The following is a 23,585-nucleotide window of genomic DNA, read 5'->3' on the forward strand; positions in this document are numbered from 1 at the left end:
ACAGCTACTACTGCCTTCACTGTTCGGGACTTTCACCCTAGAGTCTGCACCCATGCTGGGCACACAACAAAAAGGAACCTCCTCTTTCAATCCTGTCTTTTGATACGTCTGCTTATTTGGAAGTTCTACATATAAATACTCACCATCGTGTTTACACTTCAATTTAGTATTAATCTTTGGGAAGTTTCTCCTTAACTCTCTAGTTTGAATTTTCTCGCCCAAGATGTCTCCTATTTCTTTCAAACTTTTATTCCTTTTATAATAGTCTTTCAATATTTCTTTAACATCTTCAACCTTTAATTCTTCAAAATACTCCCCTACAGAATCAAAATCAAGCATCTGCTCTATTATTTCCCATTCCATACAACCTCTCCTTTAACACTTAAGTTATTTAGTTCGTTCAATGATTTTACTCTGATGATAGTATAGTTTCATGGACACATCTAAGTAAAAACAATAAACTCCAAATGAACTGAAGCATTGAGTCGATACTACTATTAATACCTTGTTTTACTTTATTATCTTCTATACTTTCTATATCGTTTAATGTCGTTTTATTTTCAAGTTAAATACCACTATCTAATTTATCCAAAATTTTCCCAAAATCATATTGTTGCTGTTTTTTCAATAGATTAATCAACTGCTATTGTTGCATTAATTAGAGAAAGTTAAGATCAACAAATAATAGATCTGTTTTACACTTTAAATAAAATACACCCACACAAATGTAAAGCAAAGCGAATAATCATGGTGATTTATAGGTAATATTAGTTTATAAAGTATAAAAGTTTGGAGTCGATATCATGAGTATAATTTTCAGAGAAAACATTGGGAAGGTAATGAATGAAAAAAGAATTAGTCAAGTTTATCTTGAAAGTACTTCAGGTATTTCAAGACAAACTATAAGTAAGTTAGTGCAAACATTCCATTATAGTAACTATGACATTAGACTCAGTACGGCGTTATCTATTGCACTAGCTTTAGATGTCGACTTTTCTAGTCTGTTTTTCCGATTAAACAACACCGAAATTAAACAGTTAAATTCTTTTGTTATAAAAGATTATTTAGAGATTTTCAGAAAAAGGAAAAACACTAAAATCTCTATCTTCTGAACCAGGAGTAAAAGAATCTACAATTAGTGAACTTCTATCTGGAAACACTTCTGATCCTTATCTATCATCACTTCTCCATATATCTAGAGTTATTGACATTAATATTAATGAATTATTCATGGTAGGAGGATCTAGTAATGATATTTGAACCTTATCTGGATGAACATGATATTATAAATCAGATCCATCAGTATAATGAAAATGAATATATCTTAATAAGACTCACCAAAACTATGATTGTTAAAAATAATATTGATGCTAATGGTTTGTTTAGAGATTTACTAAAATCTGCAAATATTGTGGACTACAACGATCTTGATAATGGGTCAAAAAATGGAACTAAACATACCGCTAAGTTATTGTTAAATGACAATATTCAAAATATAACGATGAATTTTTACAAAGTTAACAACAAGAGAAGTGACCCTCGATTTTCAATTTATGGTATTAGACAAATGTATAATGTTAAAAAGGTTAGCATAGGTGATCTACTTTACATCACTGTGGTCAAAGATTCTAATTCAGCACAAATAGTAATTTTAAACACAACTAATAATACGCCAGAAAAACATAGATTAAGAGATATTTTTGGTTTAGGTGCGATAAACGATGCCGCCTTACGATTAATTTCAGATATTATGGATATTGCCAGATCAGGGTTTCATCCTAATTCTAAAGGTAAAGGAAAAGTTGCTCCGAAAGATGTAGGAGATACCTTGGAATACTTATTGGGAATAGAAACGAATAATACTCCAGATGCTGATTTTGAAGGTCTTATCGAAATAAAATCTAAAACTGGAAAAACGTTAGATACACTATTTACTTTAAGACCAAAATTTGAGGGTACTCCTATAGAAAAAATAGAACCCTCTGATCGCAGTCGAGTGTCTGCATTTACTCGATTATATGGATATCCTTCACCTAAACGTGAAGGATATAAGAATCTATATATTACTATTGGAACGAAGTCAGCCAACCAAAATTCACTCGGATTTTACCTAGAGGTAAATATTGAGGAAAGAAAAGTAGAGTTAAGAAGATCGATTAGTAATAAAAAACATGAATTAGTTGCGTTCTGGGACTTTGCTAGCTTAAGAGAAGAATTACATCGTAAACACCCAGCGACATTATGGGTAACGGCAGAACAAAGAGTAAAGAATGACATTGTAGAATTCAGATATTATGAAGCAGAGCTATCACGAGAACCTCAATTTACAACTTTTTTATCTTTAATTGAATCTGGTGGTATCACTTATGATTGGCGTGGTTACACAACTACTTCTGGAAAATTCCAAGGAAAAAACCACGGAAATGCTTGGAGAATTAAAAAGAAATACCGAAGTATTTTGTTTGGAAGTGTAGAAAAAATAAACCTCTCATAAATAGCCAAACAGGGGTCATAGTGCCCCTGTTTGTTTTAAATAATACTTAGATTCAGTTTTCTTTATAGCTTTTATGACTTCACTAGCCACCGCCTTAGCTAATAAAGGTGGTACAGCATTACCAACCTGAGTAAACTGTGGTGTTTCTACAGCCCTTTTATCACCACCAGTAGTACGTTTACCTAGAAATTCAAAGCTATCATCAAATGATTGAAGTCTTGCCATTTCCCTAACAGTTAGAATGCGATTTAAAAAAGGATGAATATAATCATCTGGTAAAGTCACCATAGTCGGAGAAACTTCACACGAATCTAGTCTAGTTCTTATACCTTTCTTTGTGAACAATGCGTCTATCATTGGAGCATCAATATCACCTTTTAAAAAAGCTTCTTGTAAATCTTTAGCGGTAATTTTCTCATTTAACAAATCTTTTATTGAAAACCAAAACTCGATAGTTTGTGAATAATCTAAGCCTATTCTTCTTGAGAGAGCTTTTATTGACTTCTCAAATAACCTTCCTTCATTATTAATCATCGCTATAGTAGATAATTGTTTGTTTGTCGTATAAAGCCAGCGGTCACTAAAGTTAATATTTTCTTCTGAGTTAAATTTGGTAAGTGCTTGTCTAATAACTTTTGCATTGCCCTCACCATTAACATGAAATAAAGATTCAAAAAATAAGTTAGGCGCCTTTTCAAACAAATCTATTCCTTCTTTTTGTATTCTATTTAGAGCCTTTCTTCGATTTTCACCTTCATTATATAATGAAAATCTCTCAATTACTGTTATATCATGATTTGATTTTTCCATATTAGTTATTGACCTTCTTTTAATAGGAACATTGTTTGTTTTACTTGGTGTCCTTCCCATTATTGATGTCTGTGAATAACTTGTTGAATATTTGATATCGGAATACAGATCTCCAAAGGCATCATGTACAGTGATCAAACGATTAGATTTTCTCTTAGGGTATGAAAGTGGATGTACATCATTTCTATAAGCTAAGAAAAATGCTCTATTTCTTTGTTGTGGCACACCAAAATCGGCTGCATTTATTATCTCCATATCTAATACAGTATACCCTAGATGAATCAACTCATTTTTTAATATCTCTGGCACAGAGTGTTGCCCCAAATACTTTTGATTAACCAGACTTGGAAAATTAAATAATTGCATGTCTAGAATACCTGTTACATTTTCCATTACTACATATTTTGGTCGTATACCTTTAATTATTCTTAGATACTCATGAAACAACATATTTCTAGGATCATTCACATCTCTTTTTCCCAATCTACTAAACCCTTGACAAGGAGGTCCACCAAAAATTGCATCAATAGAGCCATATTTGAAAATTTCTCCATACTTTAATGAATTAATTTTTTTGAAAATAAAATCAACTGTTAAGTCCTGAATATCAGCTAACTCAAAATGAGTATCTATTCCTTGTTCAATGCCAAGTTCTTTATGACGATTTGTATAGGTTTCTTGTGCCATTGGACTTTTATCACTTGAAAATACTATATCAAATCCAGATTGAAGTATTCCCTCACTAAATCCTCCTGCACCACAAAATAAATCTATTGCATAAGGCATTGTATCCACCACTTTCTATATACTAAAAATAGTATAACAAATTAAAACACACAAATCCAGACTCTTGATATATTTTTTGTTGAGATTCTTTGCCTATCCATAACTAAAGTCTATTGTAGAGAGATAATAATCAACCAATCATTTACAGAAAAGATCTATAAATCATTATTTAATATAAATAAAATGAAAAACACTCAACCCTCTATGGGTCAAGCGTTTTTTAGTATGGGCTGTACTGGGATCGAACCAGTGACCTCTTCGATGTCAACGAAGCGTTCTCCCGCTGAACTAACAGCCCGTTATAATTAACCAAGGAAATTAAGCTTTAAGTTTACGCTTAAGTCCTATTTAAATTATGGCGTGTTTATAATATAATCGATATAGAGTTTTTCGTCAAGTCTTGAATTATTTTCAGACAATTTGTTGAGACTAACATCTTTAATCAATTCTTTGATATGATGAGAGAACAAACTATTTACAAGCTTAATTGAGTTATGTGATTATCCCCGTGAATTCCACTCTTGATGGACGCGTTCCTATCATTTGATGGCTACCTTCTATCACAGACTCGATTAATTTCTATCTTAGCCATAAATGTTTGATCAATTTAGATAAATCATTTTAGAAAATGAGGAACTTTATATGCAATCTAATCCGCAATCTAGAAAAATACCACTCGATTATACAATTGTTTTTTTGGTTATTTGCCTTGCTATTATTAGTTTAATTGCTATTTATAGCGTATCCGGTCAATATGCCGGTGGTGATTCACTCTATTACACCAAAAGACAACTTATTTTTTACTTTGTAGGTTTTATCGCAATGGCTGTGATCGCTGCGATTGACTTTGAAATACTGGGAAAATGGACGTTACCGCTTTACGTGTTTGGTATGCTTTTGTTAATAGCTGTTGAGTTTATTGGTGTTGAAAGGCTTGGTGCCCAGCGAGCGATCAGTCTCAAAGTCATCAATATTCAACCATCCGAGTTTATGAAATTTTTTCTTGTTCTCCATATCTCAGTTTTATTAGCTCGTCTCGGCAAACAACGCTTAAGCTTTCGAGAGAGCATTGTTGTCACATTAAAAATATTATTTTATACAGCCTTACCGCTCTTGTTAATCTATCGACAGCCTGACTTAGGTACATTACTGATGATTGCCTTTGCGGTCGGAACATTAATTCTCGTATCCAGTATTTCGCTTAAAATGAGTGCACTATTAATCACAATCGGAGTCACCGCCTTAGGGACACTTGTTTATCTTTACTTTAATCATTTTGAATTATTTAGTGAGTATATCCATTCACACCAGCTGTCCAGAATTTATGGTTGGTTAAATCCAGCTGAACATTCACAAGGCTTCGGCTATCAGCTCCAACAAGCCTTACTTGGAATTGGTTCTGGTCAACTGTCCGGCTCTGGCTTTGGCAATGGCTATCAAGTTCAAAGTGGTCGAGTTCCTGAAGCACATACTGACTTCATTTTTGCCGTCGTTGGTGAGGAATTTGGTTTTATTGGGACAAGTATACTAGTGATTTTATTTTTCCTATTAATTTACCGAATAATCACAATTGCGCTCAACGCAAATTCATTGTTTGGTGTCTATATTTGTGTTGGTGTGATCGCATTATTTACCTTTCAAATTTTTCAAAATATCGGGATGACAGTTGGTTTAATGCCGATCACTGGAATTGCACTGCCTTTCATCAGTTATGGGGGAAGCGCACTGCTGACTAATATGATGGCGTTAGGACTTGTCACGAGTGTTCATCTCCGAACAAAAACGTATATGTTTGGCGAGGATGAATCGATGGAATAGGAGTTTTATCATGAAAAAACGGTTAAAAAAATTCGATTATGGATTGATTGCGGTGATTTTAGCATTAACCATATTTGGTGTCATTATGATTTATAGTTCGAGCTACACGCTGTCCACACTGGATTATGATCATGGTCACTATTATTTAGTGCGTCAATTAATCTTTTTAGCTTTAGGATTGGTTGCCTTTGCAGTCGTTTCCTTTATTTCATTGAAAGCGTTAGGGGAACTAAGCCCGATGCTGATCGTCATTTCAATTATTTTGCTGATCCTCGTTTTGGTTCCAGGTATTGGAGTTGTTCGAAATCAGGCACGACGATGGCTCGCCTATCCGTTCGTTTTTCAGCCTTCTGAAATTGTTAAAGTATTTATGATTATTTATTTCGCTCACATCTATGCCAAAAAACAACCTTACATTGATCAATTTAAAAAAGGAGTCTTACCTCCTCTATTTATTTTGGCGATTGTCTTTTTCCTAATTTTAGAGCAACCTGATTTTGGAACGGCGACTCATATTTTAGTTATTTGTGGGTTGATCGTTTTCTTCAGTGGTGTTAAGCTCCGGCATATCTTATTAATCGGATCTGTCGGATTGTCTGGAATCGTTTTTTTCATGTTTTCTCAACCCTATCGTCTTGAGCGAATCACGTCGTTTATGAATACCTTTGATGACCCAAGTGGTGATGGCTATCAATTAATCAACTCTTATATTTCGATTGCTACGAGTGGGTTGACTGGAAATGGGCTTGGCAATAGTGTCCAAAAACTTGGTTACTTGCCTGAAGCACATACCGATTTTATTATGGCTGTTATCGTTGAAGAACTCGGTTTAATTGCCGTTTTATTCGTGATTGGTTCGTATTTATATATTTTATATCGAGGCATTCATATCGCGCAGGAAGTTGATTCACTTTATTTGCGTTTGCTCGCACTTGGAGTCACCTTTCAAATTATTATTCAAGCCGTCTTTAATTTAGGTGCAGTCAGTGGAATGTTACCCATCACGGGGATTCCACTTCCATTCGTTAGTTATGGTGGAACGTCACTCGTGTTCACACTCATATCTGCCGGGATCTTGGTTAATATCTCTGGACGTCGCCCCGATCCAACAATTGGCGGGTGAGTTTTTGACAAAAATAAAACGCTTTTGGTTTGATGTTTCTTTAGAAGGGATTAAATGATCATGAATGTAATTGAAGCGATATCGATCGAGGCTCAACAGGATGCATTTGGGGTTCGTGATCGGGTATTTATTGTTGAACAAGGGGTTGCTCCTGAGATTGAGCATGATCAATATGATCTGGATGCCATTCATTTTGTCGGTTATCTTGATGGACAGGCGATAGCGGCTGCTCGAGTGCGGTTAATTAATGGGGCTGGGAAAATTCAGCGGGTTGCGATTTTGCAAGCATATCGGCAACGAGGTCATGGTAAGCAGCTGATGCTTGCGATTGAATCGATTTTGGCTGATCGGAAAGTTGAGCGGTTTTATTTAAATGCACAAACGCATGCGGTTACTTTTTATCAGGCACTAGGTTATCAGGTATGCTCTGAGCCTTTTTACGAGGCTGGTATTGAACATGTCACGATGGAAAAGTAATTTCCTCGTGGCTTTTTTTATTGTCTTGATCGATTGATTCTAATGTATAATTTTCAAAAAATTTGTCTAAGCTGAATTTAATAAGTTAGTGGAGGGGCAATTCAACGTGTATGAGTATGGCTTAGTATTTATCGAGGTTGTCTTTGGTTTTTTTGCCTTATTTGTAATGGCTAAAGTATTAGGTAAAACTCAGATTCGGCAGTTGACTGCTTTTGACTTTATTTCCGCGTTACTACTTGGGGAGCTAGTTGGTAATGCGCTTTATGATGAACAGATCGGATTAATTCACATGGCTTTTGCGATTGGAACATGGGGTGGGTTAATGTACGGGACAGAGTTCATTACTCAGCGATTTAAAGGTTCACGGGCATTGCTTGAGGGGAAGCCTGCGATTATCATTAACAAAGGCAAGCTCGATCGTGAGGCGATGAAGAAAAATAAGCTTGATATGAATCAATTTCAGCATTTATTGCGTTTGAAAAATGTTTTTTCATTAAAAGATGTGGAATATGCCATTTTAGAAAATGATGGGACTGTTTCTGTGTTAGAAAAAACACGTGCTCAGGCGCCAACTCGTAAAGATTTAAAGCTTCAAGATGAAAAAGTTTATTTACCGATTACGTTGATTAATGATGGCGAAGTGATTAAAGACAATTTAGCTGAAATCAATCGTGATGAAGCATGGTTAAAGGAACAGATAAAGCAACATAATGTTAAATCAATTAAAGAAATTTTTTATGCAGAATATCAAGAAGAAGAGCCGCTTCACATACAACTTATGTGAATGTCGGCTCTTTTTTAAATAGAATAATTGATTTGACGGCCAATTCCAGTTAGTTCCGAAATAATTTGATCGGCTCGTTTTGAAATCACTGCTTGGTTTTGGTGATCTTTTCTTGGCTGTTGATATTGATTTTGATTGTAGTGATTATTTAACAGCTCATTATTTGTTGCTCGATAATAACCGATTTCAATTTTTTTCGGAACAACACGATCGATTGGGATCGGGTCAGTCGGGATTTGGGTCACGCGTTCTTGATAGTGTTGTGCTTGATAATTGTTGATTGGTAAAATATAGCCCATCAGCATCCCTCCTCATTATTCTATACCCTTTTTTTATTGCTCTTATTCATTCAGGTAAATGTTGTCATTCATCATTATAGCCATGAAAATGGTGGTCGGCGATTTGGTTGTCGTTCTGATTCTGGTTCTTCAGTCGTTTCTGCTTTTTCTTCTTCGTCTGTGTTCTCTTCTGAATCCAGTTCTGGCTGTGGTTGTTCAACCCTAGCTGGTCTCGGACCAAATAAAGGATGGACTGGTCGTGCTTCACGAACAACGGGCTCGAAATAAACATTTTCAGCTTGAATAATTAAATCATCTACCTTAATGATTTTCTTTTGATCTGCCATTTAGCTGTCACTCCTTATCTATAGAATGAAGTCGCTATTAGTCTATGCCCACTCACATAGTTTGTGCCTTTTTTTCACGACTAACGTGGTTGCCCACACTTAGCAAACAAATTTACATAAGTTATAAGTGAAAGCAGATCTCTAATAGAAAGGGGAAATTTAACGATGGCATGTGGAGGAAGTATTAAATCAGGGCACTGTGTGGCAGATGTTTTAAGAGAAATTGTCGCGGCACAAAATAATGTCGTTGGCGATTGTTGTGATTCGAGCTGTGAGCAATCGATTGCGAATTTATTAGGTGAAACACCCGTCCCAACAAACTTAGACACTGTTCCTGTGCTTTTATACTGTAAAGATTGTGAGCCGTTTAAAGGATATGGTGCACCATACGATGCAATTGCTGATGTAGTTGGTAGCTTCTATTTCAGAGTTAAAAGTATTGACGAAAGAAACTGTGCCGTTCTTGAATTATTGAGAACTGAAGCAGATCCAGCTGATGATCCTGCTCCTGCTACTCCAGTTACTCAATTTACTGGTGATCTAACAGCAACAGGAATTTGTATGACTGTTGACGTGGATTGTTTCTGTCATGTGACTTGTTTACCTGCAATTAGTGCTCTTTAGTTTTACCGAAGAGGTTCCTTGTATGGAACCTCTCTTTTTTTATTTGTCCAATCGTTACGTTTGTACTTGAAATTCTGAATTTGCGCTAGCAGCTTTTTTTCAGTCCATTTAAAACCCAATCAAGCGAATTTCACTTATATCTGCAATTTTGAATAAGTGACGCTTGCGCGTATGTCTGTCCTCAAATACAAATTGATCCGCTTCTCTTGCTAAAACGTGACCACGATAATAAGCTTGATTAACTGTAAATTTACAATAAAGTTTAGGAACATGTGCCGGACGTGTCAGTAAGTAATTCAGCTTTTGATCAGTTGTCATTTCAGTAAAAACTTGTGATTGATTTCCATTCATTTGAGCTTTTTTTGGCTGAGACTGATTTTGGCTATTTATCTTATCCGCTTCAGTTGGTGAATGATATTCGGCTTGCATCGGCGCATGTGGCATAGCTAATTCCGGTTGATCGATTAAAAATAGTGGTTTTAGAGTCATTCAACAGCCCTCCTCTCTTCAATTACTATATGAAAGAGGGCGGAAAATGTGTGATTGCCCAACAAAAAAACGAGCATATCTGCTCGTTTTCTTAATTTATGCTAATCCTAGAATGCTGTAGCCACCATCGACATGAATAATTTCACCTGTTACACCTTGTGATAAATCACTTAATAAATAATATGCCGAGGAACCGACTTCTTCCTGTGTCACAGTACGACGCAACGGTGCTTTCTTTTCAATTTCGTTTAAGATTGAATTAAAGTCGCCAACACCTTTTGCTGACAACGTTCGAATTGGACCAGCCGAAATCGCATTAACTCGAATGTTATCTTTACCTAAATCATTTGCCAAATATTTCATACTTGCATCAAGACTGGCTTTGGCGACACCCATAATGTTGTAGTTTTGGACAACACGTTCGCCACCTAAGTATGTTAATGTTAAAATACTACCACCTTCAGTCATCAATGGCTTCGCCGCTCGTGTTACTCCGACTAAAGAATATGCACTAATATTGTGCGCCAGTAAAAATCCATCACGAGATGTGTCAACAAATTCACCTTTTAAGTCATCTCGTTCAGCAAAAGCAATACAATGTGCCACACCATGAATCGTGCCGACTTCTGCTTCAATTTTTGCAAAAGCATCTTTAATCGATTGATCACTTGACACATCACATTCGTAGAACAATGATGACTGGCCTTTCAACGTCTCAGCTAATTGCTTAACTGGTTTTTCAAATCGCTCGCTGACATAGGTAAAAATTAACCGCGCACCGACCTTATCTAATGCCTGAGCAATCCCCCACGCTAAACTCCTCTTATTCGCTACACCCATAATAACAAACGTTTTATCTGATAAAGAAAAATTCATCTCATAAACCTCCATGGAATTATAACTTGTTATTAGTACCTGATACTATATTAACGGAAACTTATAAAAAAAACAACTCGTTTAACTCAGCAATAAAAAAATGACAGTATCCCACTTCAGAACACTGCCATTAATTTTATAGCTCAAATTTTTCAGACTAAATAGCATGTAAACAATGATGTCGCTAGGCAAACAAGTTGTTCATTGTCCATATTGACTTTACTTGTATACACGGAGAGTTTAATCGCACATCCTTAGTTAGAGCATTTATTCGTTCCGAAAAGCAACGGATTCGCTTTTCTTAGTGATGACTTCCGACGCACAGGAAGTGGGTCAGTTAGACGTTACCACAAATGTTTTCAATGGTTCGAGTGATCGCTTTCCCAGTACGAAGACGTGGAGAACTTATTCTAACATTCCCAAAAATATTAAAAGTGGATCTTCAACTCACCATAGAAATAAAGGTCAATTTCATAATACAGAAATCTAAAAAAACACGAATATTTACAGATAAAGTGACCGTGCCACGTATAATTAAGAAAGCCGAATCAAGTGATTGGAACGGCGGGTGGCGACTCCAGCGGGAAAAGATCGAGTCCGAAAATCCTTATTGCAACACGATAGTGGAGCAATAAAAGTTGAGGCCGATCCCGCGGAAAGCGCCCACCCAGAGTGGAAATCACAGCACTAGCACCAACAAAATGATTCGTGTTTTATCCTCAATTAAGTAAAGTCACATAATGAGAAGCAATGCCACCATTAATCAATTTAAGTATGCTAAAATATAACTGTGAAGTTGAGTTATAATAAAAATCGCATAAACATCGTTGCCATCCCAAAATAAATCGTAATCGAAATAATATCATTAATCGTTGTAATAAACGGGCCAGACGCCACCGCTGGATCAATATTGAGCCGATCCATTAACATCGGCACAACCGCACCAGAAATCGTCGCAACAAACAACGTAATCATAATTGATAACCCAACAAGAAACCCTAAGAAAAACGTCCCTTGCCAAATAAAAATAATTAACCAAATCGCTAAACCACACGTAACTCCCGTAATGATACCCGTTACTGACTCACGCATAATCGTTTTTAAAATCCCACGCTTTTGCAACTCACCCGTTGTAATCCCACGAACAGCAACAGCAAGCGACTGTGTCCCCGTATTACCAGCCATTCCTGCAATTAACGGAATGAAAATCGCTAATAATGCAACTTGTTCTAACGTTTCTTCAAACCGAGCAATAATACTTGCCGTAAATAGCCCTAAAAAAAGCAAGATAATCAACCATGGAAGCCGTTTTCCAGCTGCAGCAACCGGATTTTGATCAACTGAATCGACATCAACACCAGCAAGTTTTGAATAGTCATCACTTGCTTCCTCTTCCATAACGTCCATAATATCATCAACCGTTATAATCCCTAATAAATGATTTTGAAAATCGACAACCGGCAATGCTAAGAAGTCATAATCACGCATCATTCGAGCAATATCCTCTTGATCATCACCAACTGAAACGGAGACGATCTGACGATTAACAACATCCTCAATCGTCAAAGCACCTTCGGCAATAATTAAATCTCTTAACGAAATCACACCGACCAATTGGCGATCATGATTAACGACGTAAATATAATAAATCGTCTCAGCATCTGGCGCAACTTTTCTCAAATGACGCATTGCTTCTTTCACGGTCATATCAATCGAGACAACGACAAATTCTGTCGTCATAATACTACCAGCTGTTTTTTCTTCATAATGAAGTAATGCTTTGATCTCGTCAGCCTCATCTTCAGGCATAATCGTTAAATAACTCGCAACTTTATTTTTATCAAGATCATTTAAAATATCAACTGCATCATCCGTTGCCATCTTAGCCAAAATTCCAGCTGCGTAAGTTGGATTCATCTCAACGATAAATTCACCCTGAAGTTCTCTTTCAACATGCTCCATCACTTCAGCCATTTCTTCAGGCGACAAATAGGAATAAATTAAATATCTAACGTCCTTAGTCTGCGCCTCAAAAAACTCTGATTGATCGTAAGGGTGAATCTTTAAAAATTCCGCCCTAAACTGATTAATATCTTCATTTAAAAGTGCCGCTTCAATTGCGTCATTGATGATCTCGCGTGCATTAATCGTCACATCACTCATTAGCAATCCCTCCTACTTCATTTAAATCCCTTGATTCAATGCATCCTTACCCATTGATACCCATAATCAACAAAATGTACACTTTCTTTGTATTGAAAAACAATCACATGCTAAACTTAACTATAACATGATGATTGGAGGTTTTAAAAATGAAATTTGACATTATTGGCGATGTTCACGGTTGCATCGATGAATGTCTCGCTTTAATAAAAAAGTTAGGTTATCAACATAACGGTCAAAACTATTATCACCCAGAACAACGAAAATTAGTTTTTTTAGGTGACATCGTCGACCGCGGACCACACTCGCTAAAAATGATTGAACTTGTTTATCAACTTGTCTTAACAGATAAAATTGCTTATTACACACCAGGAAATCATTGCAACAAACTATATCGTTATTTCCTAGGAAATAATGTTCAAGTCCAACATGGTATTGAAACAACAGTTGCTGAATATTCAGCTCTTCCGAACCGAAAACAAAAGCAGATTCGGCAAAAATTTATCACACTTTATCAGCAAGCCGAACTTTATTTGCGCCTGCCCAATGTAAAAGCAGTCGTCGCCCACGCCGGAATTCGTGCAGACTACATTGGACGCTATGATAAAAAAGTTCAATCATTTGTTTTATATGGTGACGTAACTGGTGCAAAACACCCTGACGGTCGACCGATTCGACGCGATTGGGCAAAGCAGTACAACGGTTCCGATTGGATCGTGTATGGTCACACACCAGTCTTAGAGGCTCGACAATTAAATCAAACAATCAATATCGATCTTGGCTGTGTTTATGGCAATAAATTAGCTGCATTTCAATTGCCTGAAGAAACACTCGTCACAGTAGATTCACAACAACCTTTTCAAGCTGAAAAATTTCATCAATATGAGTCTTAACTCAATTGTTGTTCAAATTTTGTTAACTGATCGTCAGGCCAAGTCGATTCAAACTGTAAAGCTTCACTCGTGATTGGATGAGTGAAAGCTAAATACGTACAGTGCAGTGCTTGACGATCAAAAACCTGATCAGCTGGGCCACCATATAGCAGATCCCCGATTAACGGATGTCCTAAATGGGCAAAATGAACCCTTATTTGATGCGTTCGCCCCGTTTCCAATTGAATATTGACCAAACTGCTATGCTTAAAATTTTTAATGACCTGATAATGCGTAATCGCGTGTTTGCCATCTTCTCGAACCATTCGCTCAATAATGGACCCTGGTTTTCTACCAATTGCGGCATTAATCGTTCCTTCATCTACTGCTAAGCTTCCTTGAACAAGTGCTTGATAGTGGCGCTCAATCGGTTTTTGATGGAATAAACTATGACAATAATCTTGCTTCGCGACTAACATTAAACCAGACGTATCACGATCTAAGCGGGTCACAATATGAACCGTATAGTTAAGTTTGTGCTGATCATAATAATGAATTAAGCCATTTGCAATTGTCGGTGATTGATCAGACATTGACGGAATGACAGCGATTTTTGCAGGCTTATTTATAATTAAAATAAAATCATCTTCATAAACAATTTCTAACGGCATCTCGATCGGCGTTAAACTCGGCGAACGCACTTCTGGTGGAAAAATAACTTTAACTTGATCCCCTTGAGTCAATATTTTCCTTACCGTCACTTGCTCTTGATTGACCAAAATTTGCCCACCATCAAATTTTAAAATTTTAACCATTCCACGTGATATACCAATTTTATTTCTCAAAAAATCACGGAGAATCATTTGATCCTCCGCTTCAGTCACTTGCCAGTTTAACAAATCGCTCGACACCTTTCTCAAATTCAATTAATACTCATCAGAAATAAATGACTCACGGACACGTTGCCAAAATGGAAACGACCTAAATCGCGCAAATCGAATCCGTTCTTTTGCGACCGTATACTCTAACGAAACAACATTATCAACACTTTTAGTCATGTGATCAATCGTGATGACAAAATTTTGATCACGATTAAGTGGAACAAATTGACACTTGTGATGACTTGGTAAAATAAGTGGTGAACCGATCGTCCGGAAAACACGATTATTAATCGAGGACATCTCTGTTACTTGCATTGTCGATAATGATGGGTGGACAATCGCACCACCAAGTGCTTTATTATATGCCGTGCTCCCTGACGGTGTAGACACACATAAACCATCACCCCGGAAACGTTCAAAATGTTGTCCATTTATGTTCACATCAACGACGAGTGAACCGTCAATTTTTTTAATCGTCGCTTCATTTAATGCCAAATACTTCTTCGGTTCCGATTCACCTTCGATCGTTAAACTCATCGAAAGCAATGGATATTCCTTGATTTCAAATTGGTTTTTCGAGATGGCAATCACTAATTTTTCAATCTCATCAGGCAACCAATCCGCATAAAATCCTAAATGACCTGTATGCAAACCAATGAAGGCTGTTTTTTCCAGTCGATGGAAGTAGTCATGAACCGAATAAAGAAATGTTCCATCACCACCAACAGAAATGACTAAATCCGGCTCTTCCTTGCTAATTTCTAAATCAAAATCCAATAAGTATTGTTCAACCATCGTCTTAATCATATTTGATTTATGATCACCTTTGGATGCAACAAAGAATTTCATCAATTTAATGGCCACCTTTTCTTAATTTACTTTTTCTTATGAAAAATCCATTGTGCTTCTTGTACTTCTTCTCTTATTTTAGCCATTTCTTCATCTAATTGAAAGGCTGCTTCAGCTGCACGTTGTAATCGCATCTGAATTTGTTCAGGTATTTCACCACTATATTTATAATTAAGTGAGTGCTCATTAATCGCCCAAAAGTTCATCGCTAATGTTCTAATTTGAATTTCAACAATAACAAATTTCTCACCGTGGATTGTCGCCACAGGATAACGAATAATTAGATGGAAAGACCGATAACCACTCGACTTCTTTTCTTTTAAGTAATCTTTTTCTTCAATAACTTCAAAATCATGTCGCGCATATAATAATTTAACGATCGTGTAAATATCATCAACAAACTGACAGACGATCCGAATGCCTCCGATATCTTGAAGTTGTTCATCTATTTGATTAAGTGAGATGCCTTTACGAGCTGCTTTTGATAAAATACTCGCAATTGGTTTAACTCGTCCTGTCACGAGCTCTATTGGTGAGTATTGCTTCTCGATCTCATACTGTTTTCGCATGCCACGAAGTTTAACTTTTAATTCATCTACAGCTTGATGATATGGTACTAAAAATGTTGTCCAATCGATCTGTTCTTCCATTAATACACCACCCTTAAATTTATTGTATCATAGAGAATGATTTTTTCGAGAGCATTTCTCGACTTTTAACAAGCTAATCCTCTATACTATGGTTAAACGATTTTAATGAACTTTCGCAGATAAAAATAAGCAAATAACCCTTGATGTAGTAAGTAAGACGCATTGTTTATTGTCCATATTGACTTTTACTTATACACATGGAAAATTTAATCGCAGATCCTAATTTTGAGCATTTATTCGTTCCGAAAAGCAACTGGTTCGCTTTTCGCGGGGATGGCTTCAGCTAACTTTTGTAGCAAAAACCGCTACAAAAGTGGATCTTCAGCTCATCCTATTCCCGCAGAAGTCTCACCAGTTGCTTATCTCCACTCTGACTGGCTCTCCATACTTTTAAAATAAGTTCATCTTGTCAGAAAATAAAAAGAAAGTGGACTGGATAGATTTTGATAGGACACAAACTACAATCAAAACACGAATCTTTACGAATAAGTTATTAGAACCATACGTAAGTACGAAAGCAAGACTAAGTGATTGGAACGGCAGGCGGCGACTCCAGCGGGAAAAGATCGAGTCCGAAAATCCTTATTGCGACACGGTAGTGGAGCAATAAGGAATGTTAGACTAAAACCACCACGTCCTGTGGCAGATCTTTTGGTGGGACGAGTAACCGCAGTCCCAACGTCTAACTGACCCACATCCTGTGCGCCCGAGGCCGATCCCGCGGAAAGCGTCCGCCTAGAGTGTAAATCACGGGCATAGCACCAACAAAATTATTCGTGTTTTTTCCTCAATTAAGTCATTAAGTCAAGTACTATACTTAAAAGCAATGCCAACCTTAATCAATCTAAGTATAGACTGAAGATTTAGCTGCGAAAGTTGAGTATTTTAGTAAAAAGACCAGTTTTTATTATCGCAAAGGAGCGAACTAAATTGCAACAAGAAATAGAATTTGAAGCAAAAAATCTTTTATCAGAACAGGAATATCAATTACTAGTTGCTCATTTCAAAAGTAATCAACCAAAAACGCAAATTAATTATTACTTTGAAACAGAAGATTTCTTCTTAAAAAGTAAAGGAGCAGCTTTGCGAATCCGTGAGTTAAACAATCAATCGGTTTTAACACTCAAGCAACCAATGGAAGACGGTTTACTCGAAACACATGTCAAACTATCAGAAGAGACAAAAAAGCAGTGGTTGAATGGAAACCCAGTTGTTATACCACAGTTTAAAGAACACTTAAATGAACTTGGATTAGACCTTGAAAAGTTGAAATATTGGGGAAAACTAACTACTGACCGAATTGAAATTAAAGAGCAGCAAACAACAATTGTTTTGGACAAAAGCTATTATAATAACAGAGTTGATTATGAGCTCGAAATTGAGGCGAACTCGCTAGACACCGCGAATCATCAGCTTAATCAACTCTTAAAAGCTCATGGAATTGAAAGAAAACACACAGCCAACAAAATTGTTCGATTCTTCCAAACACTCAATTAATAACAGGTGTTTATTTCCTTTTAAGCGTATCAGTTGCTCAATCATGACTGTCCTTGGTACAATGTAATTAACGTTAAAAAAGAACTGTATGTATGACAGTTCTTGATCAGAAAGGAGAATCGATTTGAGCTTTAAACAAACTGAACCTTATATTGAATTAAATACGCGTACTAAAAAGGTCCAGTGTAGCTACTTTGATCTTCTAAAAAAACCAATTGAAATTTATTTGTTTATTGATCCGATTTGTCCGACATCATGGACAATCAATCCATATATAAAAAAGTTACAGCTTGAGTATGGACGATTTTTTACGATCCGACCAATTTTATGTAGTAAAATGCTTCGAGTCAATCAGCGGATTGTCGAGGATCCAATTCTAATTGAAGAAGTCATTACGCGAATGAATCGTCACCCTGAAAAATGTTTCGATCCAAAAGAGTATCATAAAAATCCAATTAAGTACCCAGCGGATATTTTCTTTGCAATTAAAGCCGCTGAACTTCAGGGAATTAATGCCGGCAGACGTTACTTGCAAAAAATCCAAGAATACCTGCTGTTAAATCAGGATGATATCTCTGTTGATGAAGTACTGATCGATATTGCTAAAGAAGTCAAACTTGATGTTGAGGAATTCAAACGAGACCTCCATTCGAATAGTGCAAAAAAAGCATTGCGATGTGATTTAAAAGTATCTCGAGAAATGGAAATTGATCAAGCACCTTCAATCGTCTTTTTTAGTGAATCAGAGGAAGATGAAGGACTAAAAATAGCTGGTTCTTATAGCTACGATATCTATGTGAGAGTGCTATCAACCTTGCTACAGACAGCAGTTAAGCCATTCGACAAGCCTGATCTAGAAGATTTCATGTCATACTATCATTTCTCCAGTTCTGAAGAAATTGCTATTATCTATGATTTACCTGTAAAAAAAGCAGAGCAAGAAATGAAAAAACTCCAATTAAAACAAATTGTTAAAAAAGTTTGTATTAGCGGACAATCATACTGGCACTACTTGAAGCAATAACAATCATAAAACTTATTCAAATTAATCAATGATGTTCGTAAACCATTCCAGTTTATGAACATCATTTTTTCATTGGTAAAAACATAACTTAATAATAAAGTGCGTTAAAAATGATCAAAGAAGGTGTTATTATGAACCAGTTGATTCGATTCATTTTCGTTTTGATCTTGTTTTTAGTTGCTGTTATTTTGAACCTATTCGGCCTCATGCGGATCGCACCGATCTTACTTACCTTACCACTTTTATTTATTTCTATTTATCTTCTACTCAACTTTTTCTTGCACAGAAATACATTTAGAGGATTTAAATAACTCGATTCAACTAGATATTCTTTTGGTTATTGGCTATAGTAAAGGTAGGGATATTTTTCGACACACGAAATAGTTTTGTTCTTATCCAAAAATAATCTAAAACTGTTTGATTTTGGTGTCGGAATTGGACCTTTTCTATTAGGATTTATCCTGCCATTAATCGGTTTTAGAAATTTATACTTAACAATGTCAATAATCGTCATATTCAGCATCGGACTTTATTACCTTGTTCACGGAAAACAAGCAAAACGATCGTAACGAAAATTGACTTGCGTGCGATATTTATGATTTACGTGCGAACGCACAGTCAATGCGAGCGATATTTCCCTTTTACGTGCGAACGCACGCAAAACCTGAAAACTCAGCAATCATTAAAAAACGCGGAGAGCCTTCTGGACTCCCGCGTTTTTCTTATCTTAATTTAACTCTTCATAAAGTGTTTCCATTTCATTCAACTTCTCTTCAAAAATATCAAGTGCCTGTAAAATTGGTGTTTTCTCAGTCATATCAACGCCTGCTTGCTTTAATACTTCAATTGGATAGTCACTGCTTCCAGCTTTTAAGAAGCCGAAGTAACGATCGATTGCTGGCTGACCTTCTTTTAAGATTTTCACTGACAACGCTTGAGCCGCTGAGTAACCTGTTGCATACTGATAGACATAATAATTGTAATAGAAATGTGGAATCCGTGCCCACTCTAAACCAATTTCGTCATCATGGACAACATCCTCACCGTAATATTTCTTGTTTAATTCATAATAATGCTTTGTTAACGTATCAGGCGTCAGTGCTTCACCATCTTGTTCAAGCTTATGGATTAAGTGCTCGAATTCAGCAAACATTGTTTGACGGAATACCGTTCCTCTAAATCCTTCTAAGAAGTTATTCAATAAATAAAGCTTCTCTTTCGGATCTTCTGTGCGTTCAACTAAATATTCATTTAATAATGACTCGTTTAATGTAGAAGCCACTTCAGCAACAAAAATTGAATAATTACCATAGCGGTAAGGTTGATTTTCACGTGTATAATAACTATGCAATGAATGACCAAATTCATGCGCCAAAGTAAACACGTTGTTTAAATTATCCTGCCAGTTCATCAAGATGTACGGATTTGTTCCGTACACACCCGAAGAATAAGCGCCACTTCGCTTGCCTTTATTCTCTTCGACGTCTACCCAGCGGTTATCAAATCCTTCTTGCAAACGTTCAATATACTCTTCGCCAAGTGGAGCAAGTCCATCGATCAATAATTGCTGTGCTTCTTCATAACTATAGTTAAAATCAATATCCTTAACAAGAGGTGTATACATATCGTACATATTCATCTCATCAAGGCCAAGAATTTTTTTACGTAACTTAACGTAGCGATGCAATAGATCCATGCGATCATTTACCGCCTCAACTAAATTATCGTAAACGGCTTCTGGAATATTGTTACGATCAAGTGCTGCAGCACGAGCAGATGGATATTTACGCACTTTTGCCATCGCATTATCTTTTTTCACATTACCAGATAGTGTCGAGGCGAACGTGTTAATAAACTGATCATACGTTTGATACATCGATTGAAAAGCTTCACGACGAACCGAACGCTTACTTGACTCCATAAAGTTAATATAGCGACCATGCGTCAGCTCAACATCATGACCATTCTCATCTTTAATTGTTGGGAATGTTAAATCAGCATTATTTAGTGAACCAAATGTTTGTGACGAACTATCAATCACTTCACTCAATTGAGCAATTAATGCCTCTTCCTTTTCAGACAGAACATGCTCGGCTTGACGGGCAATATCCGTTAAAACTTTATCATATAGCTTTAATTCTGGCTTTTCCTCAGTAAAATGCTTAATTTTATCAGCATCAATCGCTAAAATTTCAGGAACAATAAAACTCATCTCGCTCGCCGCTTGCGTATACAATGTCATCGCCTTCGCATTTAAGCCTTGATAAAACGAATTCGTTGTATCTTGGTCGTAACGCATATGAGCATATGTATAGAGCTTACCAATTCGCTCTGATACCGCATCCTCTAATGTTAGCAACTGATAGAGTTGCTCAGCAGAATCTGCTAACGTTCCTTTAAAAGCAGCAAACTTCTCCAGTTCAGCTGAAACAGCTTTTCGCTCTTCCTCCCAAGCATCATCCGTAGCAAAAATATCCTCTAATCGCCACGTTCTTTCTTCAGCAATTTCTTCCCTTGTTTGTAATTTACTCGCTTCTTTTGTCAAAATTTATTCCTCCTTTATTTTTAAGAATCTTGCCCATCAATTTTTGAAACTTCCTTGAGCAAAAATTCAAACTTCTTTATTTATTTCTCTAGTTATTATACCGCAAAAAGCAATTTTTTATCGGTAAAAGCACTTTTGTGCTAACATCCGCTGAATACTAACATCTTTAGCTAATGCTTCATCAATTGTTTGATACTGACCAATTGATCCCCTTACTTGATAGGTTTCACCTACTTTGATAATTTTTCCTACTTGTAAAAAGTAAGACAAATAAGCTTCGACAGGATCATTTTTTTGACTGAGTATTGGAAAATTGATGAGTGTTTGTTTTCGAAATCGTTGCATATAGCCGTTCAATTGCTTGGATGAAAACTGTGGGAAGTGATTAAGAAAATCATAACATAAGTAGGTCTGCCAAGTCCAAACTGAGACTTTCATCGTCCACTGTCCATTGACAGGTAAACCGATCCAGCTAGACATAAGCGATGGAAACAGTTGATTTAAATAAAGCCATTCTCTAAATTGTTTTTCAGTCTGATTCATTTTATGGGGAAGTTTTAATCTGAAGCGTTTCTTTTCTGAAAGCCACTCGGGGGTAAAAATAGACAGTTGTTCTGTTTTAAAAAATTGTTCGAAACGGATTGAAGCTAATCGCTTAAATTTTAGTTGTCCAACTGAGCGACTTTTTCCACTCAAACAGATGAGATCATAGCGTGCAAATTGTTTCGAGTCTGGACAGTAAAAATACAATTTTGGATAGATGTCATTGTTGAATTGATGTAGAAAGCTTTGTTCTGTTGGCGTTAAATATAAACCTTGTTTACTGAGGCGGCGCATCCGATTCCCACCCAAAATCCACAGTGGTGTGATCCCAATCGATTGATAGCCCCGAGTCCGAGCCAATATTTCTTTCAGTGGAATCGTGGCACATTGATACTCAATCGCTAGCCTCTTCTGGGCAAACTGCACGATTAAATCAGCACGTTGCTTGATCTCCGGTATATAGTGCTCTAACTGAACCGAAAACCCTTGATTAGTTAACCACGTAAATAAATCTAACTTACCTCTCTCATGATACACACCCTCTCCACTCGCTCGATTCGGACAATTTTGTAACGATTTATGGGCAAAGTGAGCGATCATTTGCGTACCCGCCTTCATGATTAATTTAGTTTTACAAACTGGACAGTAAAAAGGAGTTTTAGCTTGTTTGAGTTGAATGATTTGTGATCGTGGGAGAAGTGCGAGAGTTACGTATTTGCCTTGATTTGAAACCGCTTGAAGCATAGTCACCATCCTTTTTTTCGTGATAGACCACTATTCGACATCATTAGACTCTTTTCCTGCTTGTTTTGCAAAATAAAAACACCTAACGGACAAAAGAGCAGTCGATTAAGTGTTTCAATGAATTATTGAAAAAATTGCTTTGTTTGTTCTAATGCTTGTTCAGAAAAAATAGTTTTTCCATATTCTAAAATGACTGGAATGGTGACCTTTTTCTTAGTTCCATATTCATAGATAATACTTAGAAGATTATCTTGAACATATTCATCTAAAATGTTGTCGTCAAATTTCACAATTAAAATGTAAAGATTTTTGTAGTGATACAATTCACTTTCAATGCCGTCTTCTAGATCGATTCGATGACTTAACTGAATCATGTCCTCAAAGTCACTAAAAGCGATCGTATGATGAACTAAGCGTGGATATGTCTGACCTTCCGCTTTTCGACCAGAATCTCTGGTTGCTTTGGCTAATTGAATATCAAGTAAATTCTCTAGCTTATCGTTCAAACTTTCTTCAACTTTAGAAGTGTCATCCCCTAATTCTAAATTCTGACCATCCTTAGAAAGTTGGGCTTTTGTTACCGTGATCTCTAACCCTTTTTCCATCGCCTGAACTTGAATCCATAGTGGGCCTTCAATATCAAAAGATTCTTGATCGCCAGCCTCATCCATCACCTGCCAAAAGAGTTGTTCACTCCGCTCGCGATTATACCAGATTTCTTCACGGTTAAAACCACGATCCTCAATATCCAGATAAGACATATAAAATTTTATTGTGTTTTCATTAATTCTTTCTATTTCCATTCAGCTTCTCCCCTTTCAACAAAAGGTCCATCGCCATTCACTTTATTTATATCTTACTCTACCCTATTTGAACATGTGCTAAGCATTTAAAAATAATTATTATCAATT

Annotated in this window: 24 protein-coding genes, 1 tRNA gene and 1 pseudogene; 12 read left to right on the plus strand and 14 right to left on the minus strand. The window is 36.4% G+C overall.

Annotated elements, in window-relative coordinates; translation table 11 throughout:
* Positions 1–363 (minus strand): helix-turn-helix domain-containing protein (locus ABD814_RS00565; protein WP_344909379.1); only part of this gene is annotated, 363 nt, incomplete at its 3' end.
* A gap of 440 nt (positions 364–803) precedes the next feature.
* Here ABD814_RS00565 and ABD814_RS13260 point away from each other — a divergent pair.
* The 3 genes and pseudogenes from ABD814_RS13260 (at position 804) to ABD814_RS00570 (ending at position 2,494) form a co-directional block, all read left to right on the plus strand.
* A complete protein-coding gene (locus ABD814_RS13260; protein ID WP_425549033.1) occupies positions 804–1,112 on the plus strand; it encodes a helix-turn-helix transcriptional regulator in 309 nt (102 codons plus the stop codon).
* Positions 1,090–1,260: pseudogene (locus ABD814_RS13265) on the plus strand (helix-turn-helix domain-containing protein); the annotation flags it as partial. The gene ABD814_RS13260 and the pseudogene ABD814_RS13265, both read left to right, overlap by 23 nt.
* Entirely contained in the window at positions 1,250–2,494 is a 1,245-nt protein-coding gene (locus ABD814_RS00570) for an MvaI/BcnI family restriction endonuclease (RefSeq protein WP_344909381.1), read from the plus strand. The pseudogene ABD814_RS13265 and the gene ABD814_RS00570, both read left to right, overlap by 11 nt.
* A gap of 15 nt (positions 2,495–2,509) precedes the next feature.
* Here the strand turns inward: ABD814_RS00570 and ABD814_RS00575 are convergent, their stop codons facing one another.
* Both ABD814_RS00575 and ABD814_RS00580 read right to left on the minus strand, forming a co-directional pair.
* Entirely contained in the window at positions 2,510–4,090 is a 1,581-nt protein-coding gene (locus ABD814_RS00575) for a DNA cytosine methyltransferase (protein WP_344909383.1), read from the minus strand.
* 226 nt (positions 4,091–4,316) lie between these two features.
* Positions 4,317–4,388, minus strand: a tRNA-Val gene (locus ABD814_RS00580).
* A gap of 344 nt (positions 4,389–4,732) precedes the next feature.
* Here ABD814_RS00580 and ABD814_RS00585 point away from each other — a divergent pair.
* The 4 genes from ABD814_RS00585 (at position 4,733) to ABD814_RS00600 (ending at position 8,292) form a co-directional block, all read left to right on the plus strand.
* Positions 4,733–5,908 (plus strand): FtsW/RodA/SpoVE family cell cycle protein, encoded by a 1,176-nt coding sequence (locus ABD814_RS00585; RefSeq protein WP_344909385.1) that lies wholly within the window; start codon positions 4,733–4,735, stop codon positions 5,906–5,908.
* Between the two features lie 10 nt (positions 5,909–5,918).
* The gene (gene ftsW, locus ABD814_RS00590; RefSeq protein WP_344909387.1) at positions 5,919–7,031 is read left to right on the plus strand and encodes a putative lipid II flippase FtsW; all 1,113 of its coding nucleotides are present in this window, start codon (positions 5,919–5,921) and stop codon (positions 7,029–7,031) included.
* Between the two features lie 54 nt (positions 7,032–7,085).
* Complete coding sequence (locus ABD814_RS00595) at positions 7,086–7,508, plus strand: GNAT family N-acetyltransferase (RefSeq protein ID WP_344909389.1); 423 nt, start codon at positions 7,086–7,088, stop codon at positions 7,506–7,508.
* Between the two features lie 106 nt (positions 7,509–7,614).
* On the plus strand, positions 7,615–8,292 hold the full coding sequence (locus tag ABD814_RS00600; RefSeq protein ID WP_344909391.1) for a DUF421 domain-containing protein: 678 nt from the start codon (positions 7,615–7,617) through the stop codon (positions 8,290–8,292).
* Positions 8,293–8,306: 14 nt separating this feature from the next.
* Here the strand turns inward: ABD814_RS00600 and ABD814_RS00605 are convergent, their stop codons facing one another.
* Together ABD814_RS00605 and ABD814_RS00610 are read right to left on the minus strand one after the other, a co-directional pair.
* The gene (locus ABD814_RS00605) at positions 8,307–8,591 is read right to left on the minus strand and encodes a hypothetical protein (RefSeq protein ID WP_344909393.1); all 285 of its coding nucleotides are present in this window, start codon (positions 8,589–8,591) and stop codon (positions 8,307–8,309) included.
* Positions 8,592–8,665: 74 nt separating this feature from the next.
* The gene (locus ABD814_RS00610; RefSeq protein WP_344909395.1) at positions 8,666–8,917 is read right to left on the minus strand and encodes a hypothetical protein; all 252 of its coding nucleotides are present in this window, start codon (positions 8,915–8,917) and stop codon (positions 8,666–8,668) included.
* 165 nt (positions 8,918–9,082) lie between these two features.
* Here ABD814_RS00610 and ABD814_RS00615 point away from each other — a divergent pair, with 165 nt between their 5' ends.
* Complete coding sequence (locus ABD814_RS00615; protein WP_344909397.1) at positions 9,083–9,541, plus strand: CotY/CotZ family spore coat protein; 459 nt, start codon at positions 9,083–9,085, stop codon at positions 9,539–9,541.
* A 108-nt stretch (positions 9,542–9,649) separates the two neighbouring features.
* Here the strand turns inward: ABD814_RS00615 and ABD814_RS00620 are convergent, their stop codons facing one another.
* From ABD814_RS00620 to mgtE, 3 genes are all read right to left on the minus strand, one after another.
* Positions 9,650–10,030, minus strand: a complete 381-nt coding sequence (locus ABD814_RS00620; protein ID WP_344909399.1) for a CotO family spore coat protein — start codon at positions 10,028–10,030, stop codon at positions 9,650–9,652.
* Positions 10,031–10,126: 96 nt separating this feature from the next.
* Entirely contained in the window at positions 10,127–10,906 is a 780-nt protein-coding gene (gene fabI / locus ABD814_RS00625; RefSeq protein WP_344909401.1) for an enoyl-ACP reductase FabI, read from the minus strand.
* A gap of 801 nt (positions 10,907–11,707) precedes the next feature.
* Positions 11,708–13,069: a magnesium transporter gene (mgtE, locus tag ABD814_RS00630; protein ID WP_344909403.1), complete on the minus strand. Its 1,362-nt coding sequence runs from the start codon at positions 13,067–13,069 to the stop codon at positions 11,708–11,710.
* Between the two features lie 149 nt (positions 13,070–13,218).
* Here mgtE and prpE point away from each other — a divergent pair, with 149 nt between their 5' ends.
* Positions 13,219–13,962, plus strand: a complete 744-nt coding sequence (prpE, locus tag ABD814_RS00635; protein WP_344909405.1) for a bis(5'-nucleosyl)-tetraphosphatase PrpE — start codon at positions 13,219–13,221, stop codon at positions 13,960–13,962.
* Here prpE and ABD814_RS00640 read toward each other — a convergent pair.
* From ABD814_RS00640 to yjbM, 3 genes are read right to left on the minus strand one after another with little or no spacing between them, the layout of a single operon-like run.
* Complete coding sequence (locus ABD814_RS00640) at positions 13,959–14,867, minus strand: RluA family pseudouridine synthase (RefSeq protein WP_344909407.1); 909 nt, start codon at positions 14,865–14,867, stop codon at positions 13,959–13,961. The genes prpE and ABD814_RS00640 overlap by 4 nt on opposite strands.
* A complete protein-coding gene (locus tag ABD814_RS00645) occupies positions 14,868–15,671 on the minus strand; it encodes an NAD kinase (protein ID WP_344909432.1) in 804 nt (267 codons plus the stop codon).
* A gap of 26 nt (positions 15,672–15,697) precedes the next feature.
* Positions 15,698–16,321, minus strand: coding sequence for a GTP diphosphokinase (gene yjbM, locus ABD814_RS00650; RefSeq protein WP_344909409.1), 624 nt, complete (start codon positions 16,319–16,321; stop codon positions 15,698–15,700).
* A 930-nt stretch (positions 16,322–17,251) separates the two neighbouring features.
* On the opposite strand from yjbM, the gene ABD814_RS00655 reads away from it, so the two are divergent.
* The 3 genes from ABD814_RS00655 to ABD814_RS00665 all read left to right on the plus strand — a co-directional run bounded on the left by ABD814_RS00655 (position 17,252) and on the right by ABD814_RS00665 (position 19,153).
* Positions 17,252–17,818, plus strand: coding sequence for a CYTH domain-containing protein (locus ABD814_RS00655; RefSeq protein WP_344909411.1), 567 nt, complete (start codon positions 17,252–17,254; stop codon positions 17,816–17,818).
* A gap of 124 nt (positions 17,819–17,942) precedes the next feature.
* Entirely contained in the window at positions 17,943–18,842 is a 900-nt protein-coding gene (locus ABD814_RS00660; protein WP_344909413.1) for a DsbA family protein, read from the plus strand.
* 131 nt (positions 18,843–18,973) lie between these two features.
* On the plus strand, positions 18,974–19,153 hold the full coding sequence (locus tag ABD814_RS00665; protein WP_344909415.1) for a hypothetical protein: 180 nt from the start codon (positions 18,974–18,976) through the stop codon (positions 19,151–19,153).
* Between the two features lie 416 nt (positions 19,154–19,569).
* Here the strand turns inward: ABD814_RS00665 and pepF are convergent, their stop codons facing one another.
* The 3 genes from pepF to mecA all read right to left on the minus strand — a co-directional run bounded on the left by pepF (position 19,570) and on the right by mecA (position 23,477).
* A complete protein-coding gene (gene pepF, locus ABD814_RS00670) occupies positions 19,570–21,387 on the minus strand; it encodes an oligoendopeptidase F (protein WP_344909417.1) in 1,818 nt (605 codons plus the stop codon).
* A gap of 117 nt (positions 21,388–21,504) precedes the next feature.
* A complete protein-coding gene (locus tag ABD814_RS00675; protein ID WP_344909419.1) occupies positions 21,505–22,674 on the minus strand; it encodes a competence protein CoiA in 1,170 nt (389 codons plus the stop codon).
* A 122-nt stretch (positions 22,675–22,796) separates the two neighbouring features.
* Positions 22,797–23,477, minus strand: coding sequence for an adaptor protein MecA (gene mecA / locus ABD814_RS00680; protein WP_344909421.1), 681 nt, complete (start codon positions 23,475–23,477; stop codon positions 22,797–22,799).
* Between the last annotated feature and the right edge of the window lie 108 nt (positions 23,478–23,585).

The sequence above is a fragment of the Amphibacillus indicireducens genome, assembly GCF_039539605.1.
Taxonomy (GTDB): Bacteria; Bacillota; Bacilli; order Bacillales; family Amphibacillaceae; genus Amphibacillus; species Amphibacillus indicireducens.

Coding starts and splice junctions, on each gene's coding strand:
- ABD814_RS13260 (WP_425549033.1), top strand. CDS start 804: ATGAGTATAATTTTCAGAGAAAACATTGGGAAGGTAATGAATGAAAAA.
- ABD814_RS00570 (WP_344909381.1), top strand. CDS start 1,250: ATGATATTTGAACCTTATCTGGATGAACATGATATTATAAATCAGATC.
- ABD814_RS00575 (WP_344909383.1), bottom strand. CDS start 4,090: ATGCCTTATGCAATAGATTTATTTTGTGGTGCAGGAGGATTTAGTGAG.
- ABD814_RS00585 (WP_344909385.1), top strand. CDS start 4,733: ATGCAATCTAATCCGCAATCTAGAAAAATACCACTCGATTATACAATT.
- ftsW (WP_344909387.1), top strand. CDS start 5,919: ATGAAAAAACGGTTAAAAAAATTCGATTATGGATTGATTGCGGTGATT.
- ABD814_RS00595 (WP_344909389.1), top strand. CDS start 7,086: ATGATCATGAATGTAATTGAAGCGATATCGATCGAGGCTCAACAGGAT.
- ABD814_RS00605 (WP_344909393.1), bottom strand. CDS start 8,591: ATGGGCTATATTTTACCAATCAACAATTATCAAGCACAACACTATCAA.
- ABD814_RS00610 (WP_344909395.1), bottom strand. CDS start 8,917: ATGGCAGATCAAAAGAAAATCATTAAGGTAGATGATTTAATTATTCAA.
- ABD814_RS00615 (WP_344909397.1), top strand. CDS start 9,083: ATGGCATGTGGAGGAAGTATTAAATCAGGGCACTGTGTGGCAGATGTT.
- ABD814_RS00620 (WP_344909399.1), bottom strand. CDS start 10,030: ATGACTCTAAAACCACTATTTTTAATCGATCAACCGGAATTAGCTATG.
- fabI (WP_344909401.1), bottom strand. CDS start 10,906: ATGAATTTTTCTTTATCAGATAAAACGTTTGTTATTATGGGTGTAGCG.
- mgtE (WP_344909403.1), bottom strand. CDS start 13,069: ATGAGTGATGTGACGATTAATGCACGCGAGATCATCAATGACGCAATT.
- prpE (WP_344909405.1), top strand. CDS start 13,219: ATGAAATTTGACATTATTGGCGATGTTCACGGTTGCATCGATGAATGT.
- ABD814_RS00645 (WP_344909432.1), bottom strand. CDS start 15,671: ATGAAATTCTTTGTTGCATCCAAAGGTGATCATAAATCAAATATGATT.
- yjbM (WP_344909409.1), bottom strand. CDS start 16,321: ATGGAAGAACAGATCGATTGGACAACATTTTTAGTACCATATCATCAA.
- ABD814_RS00665 (WP_344909415.1), top strand. CDS start 18,974: ATGAACCAGTTGATTCGATTCATTTTCGTTTTGATCTTGTTTTTAGTT.
- ABD814_RS00675 (WP_344909419.1), bottom strand. CDS start 22,674: ATGCTTCAAGCGGTTTCAAATCAAGGCAAATACGTAACTCTCGCACTT.
- mecA (WP_344909421.1), bottom strand. CDS start 23,477: ATGGAAATAGAAAGAATTAATGAAAACACAATAAAATTTTATATGTCT.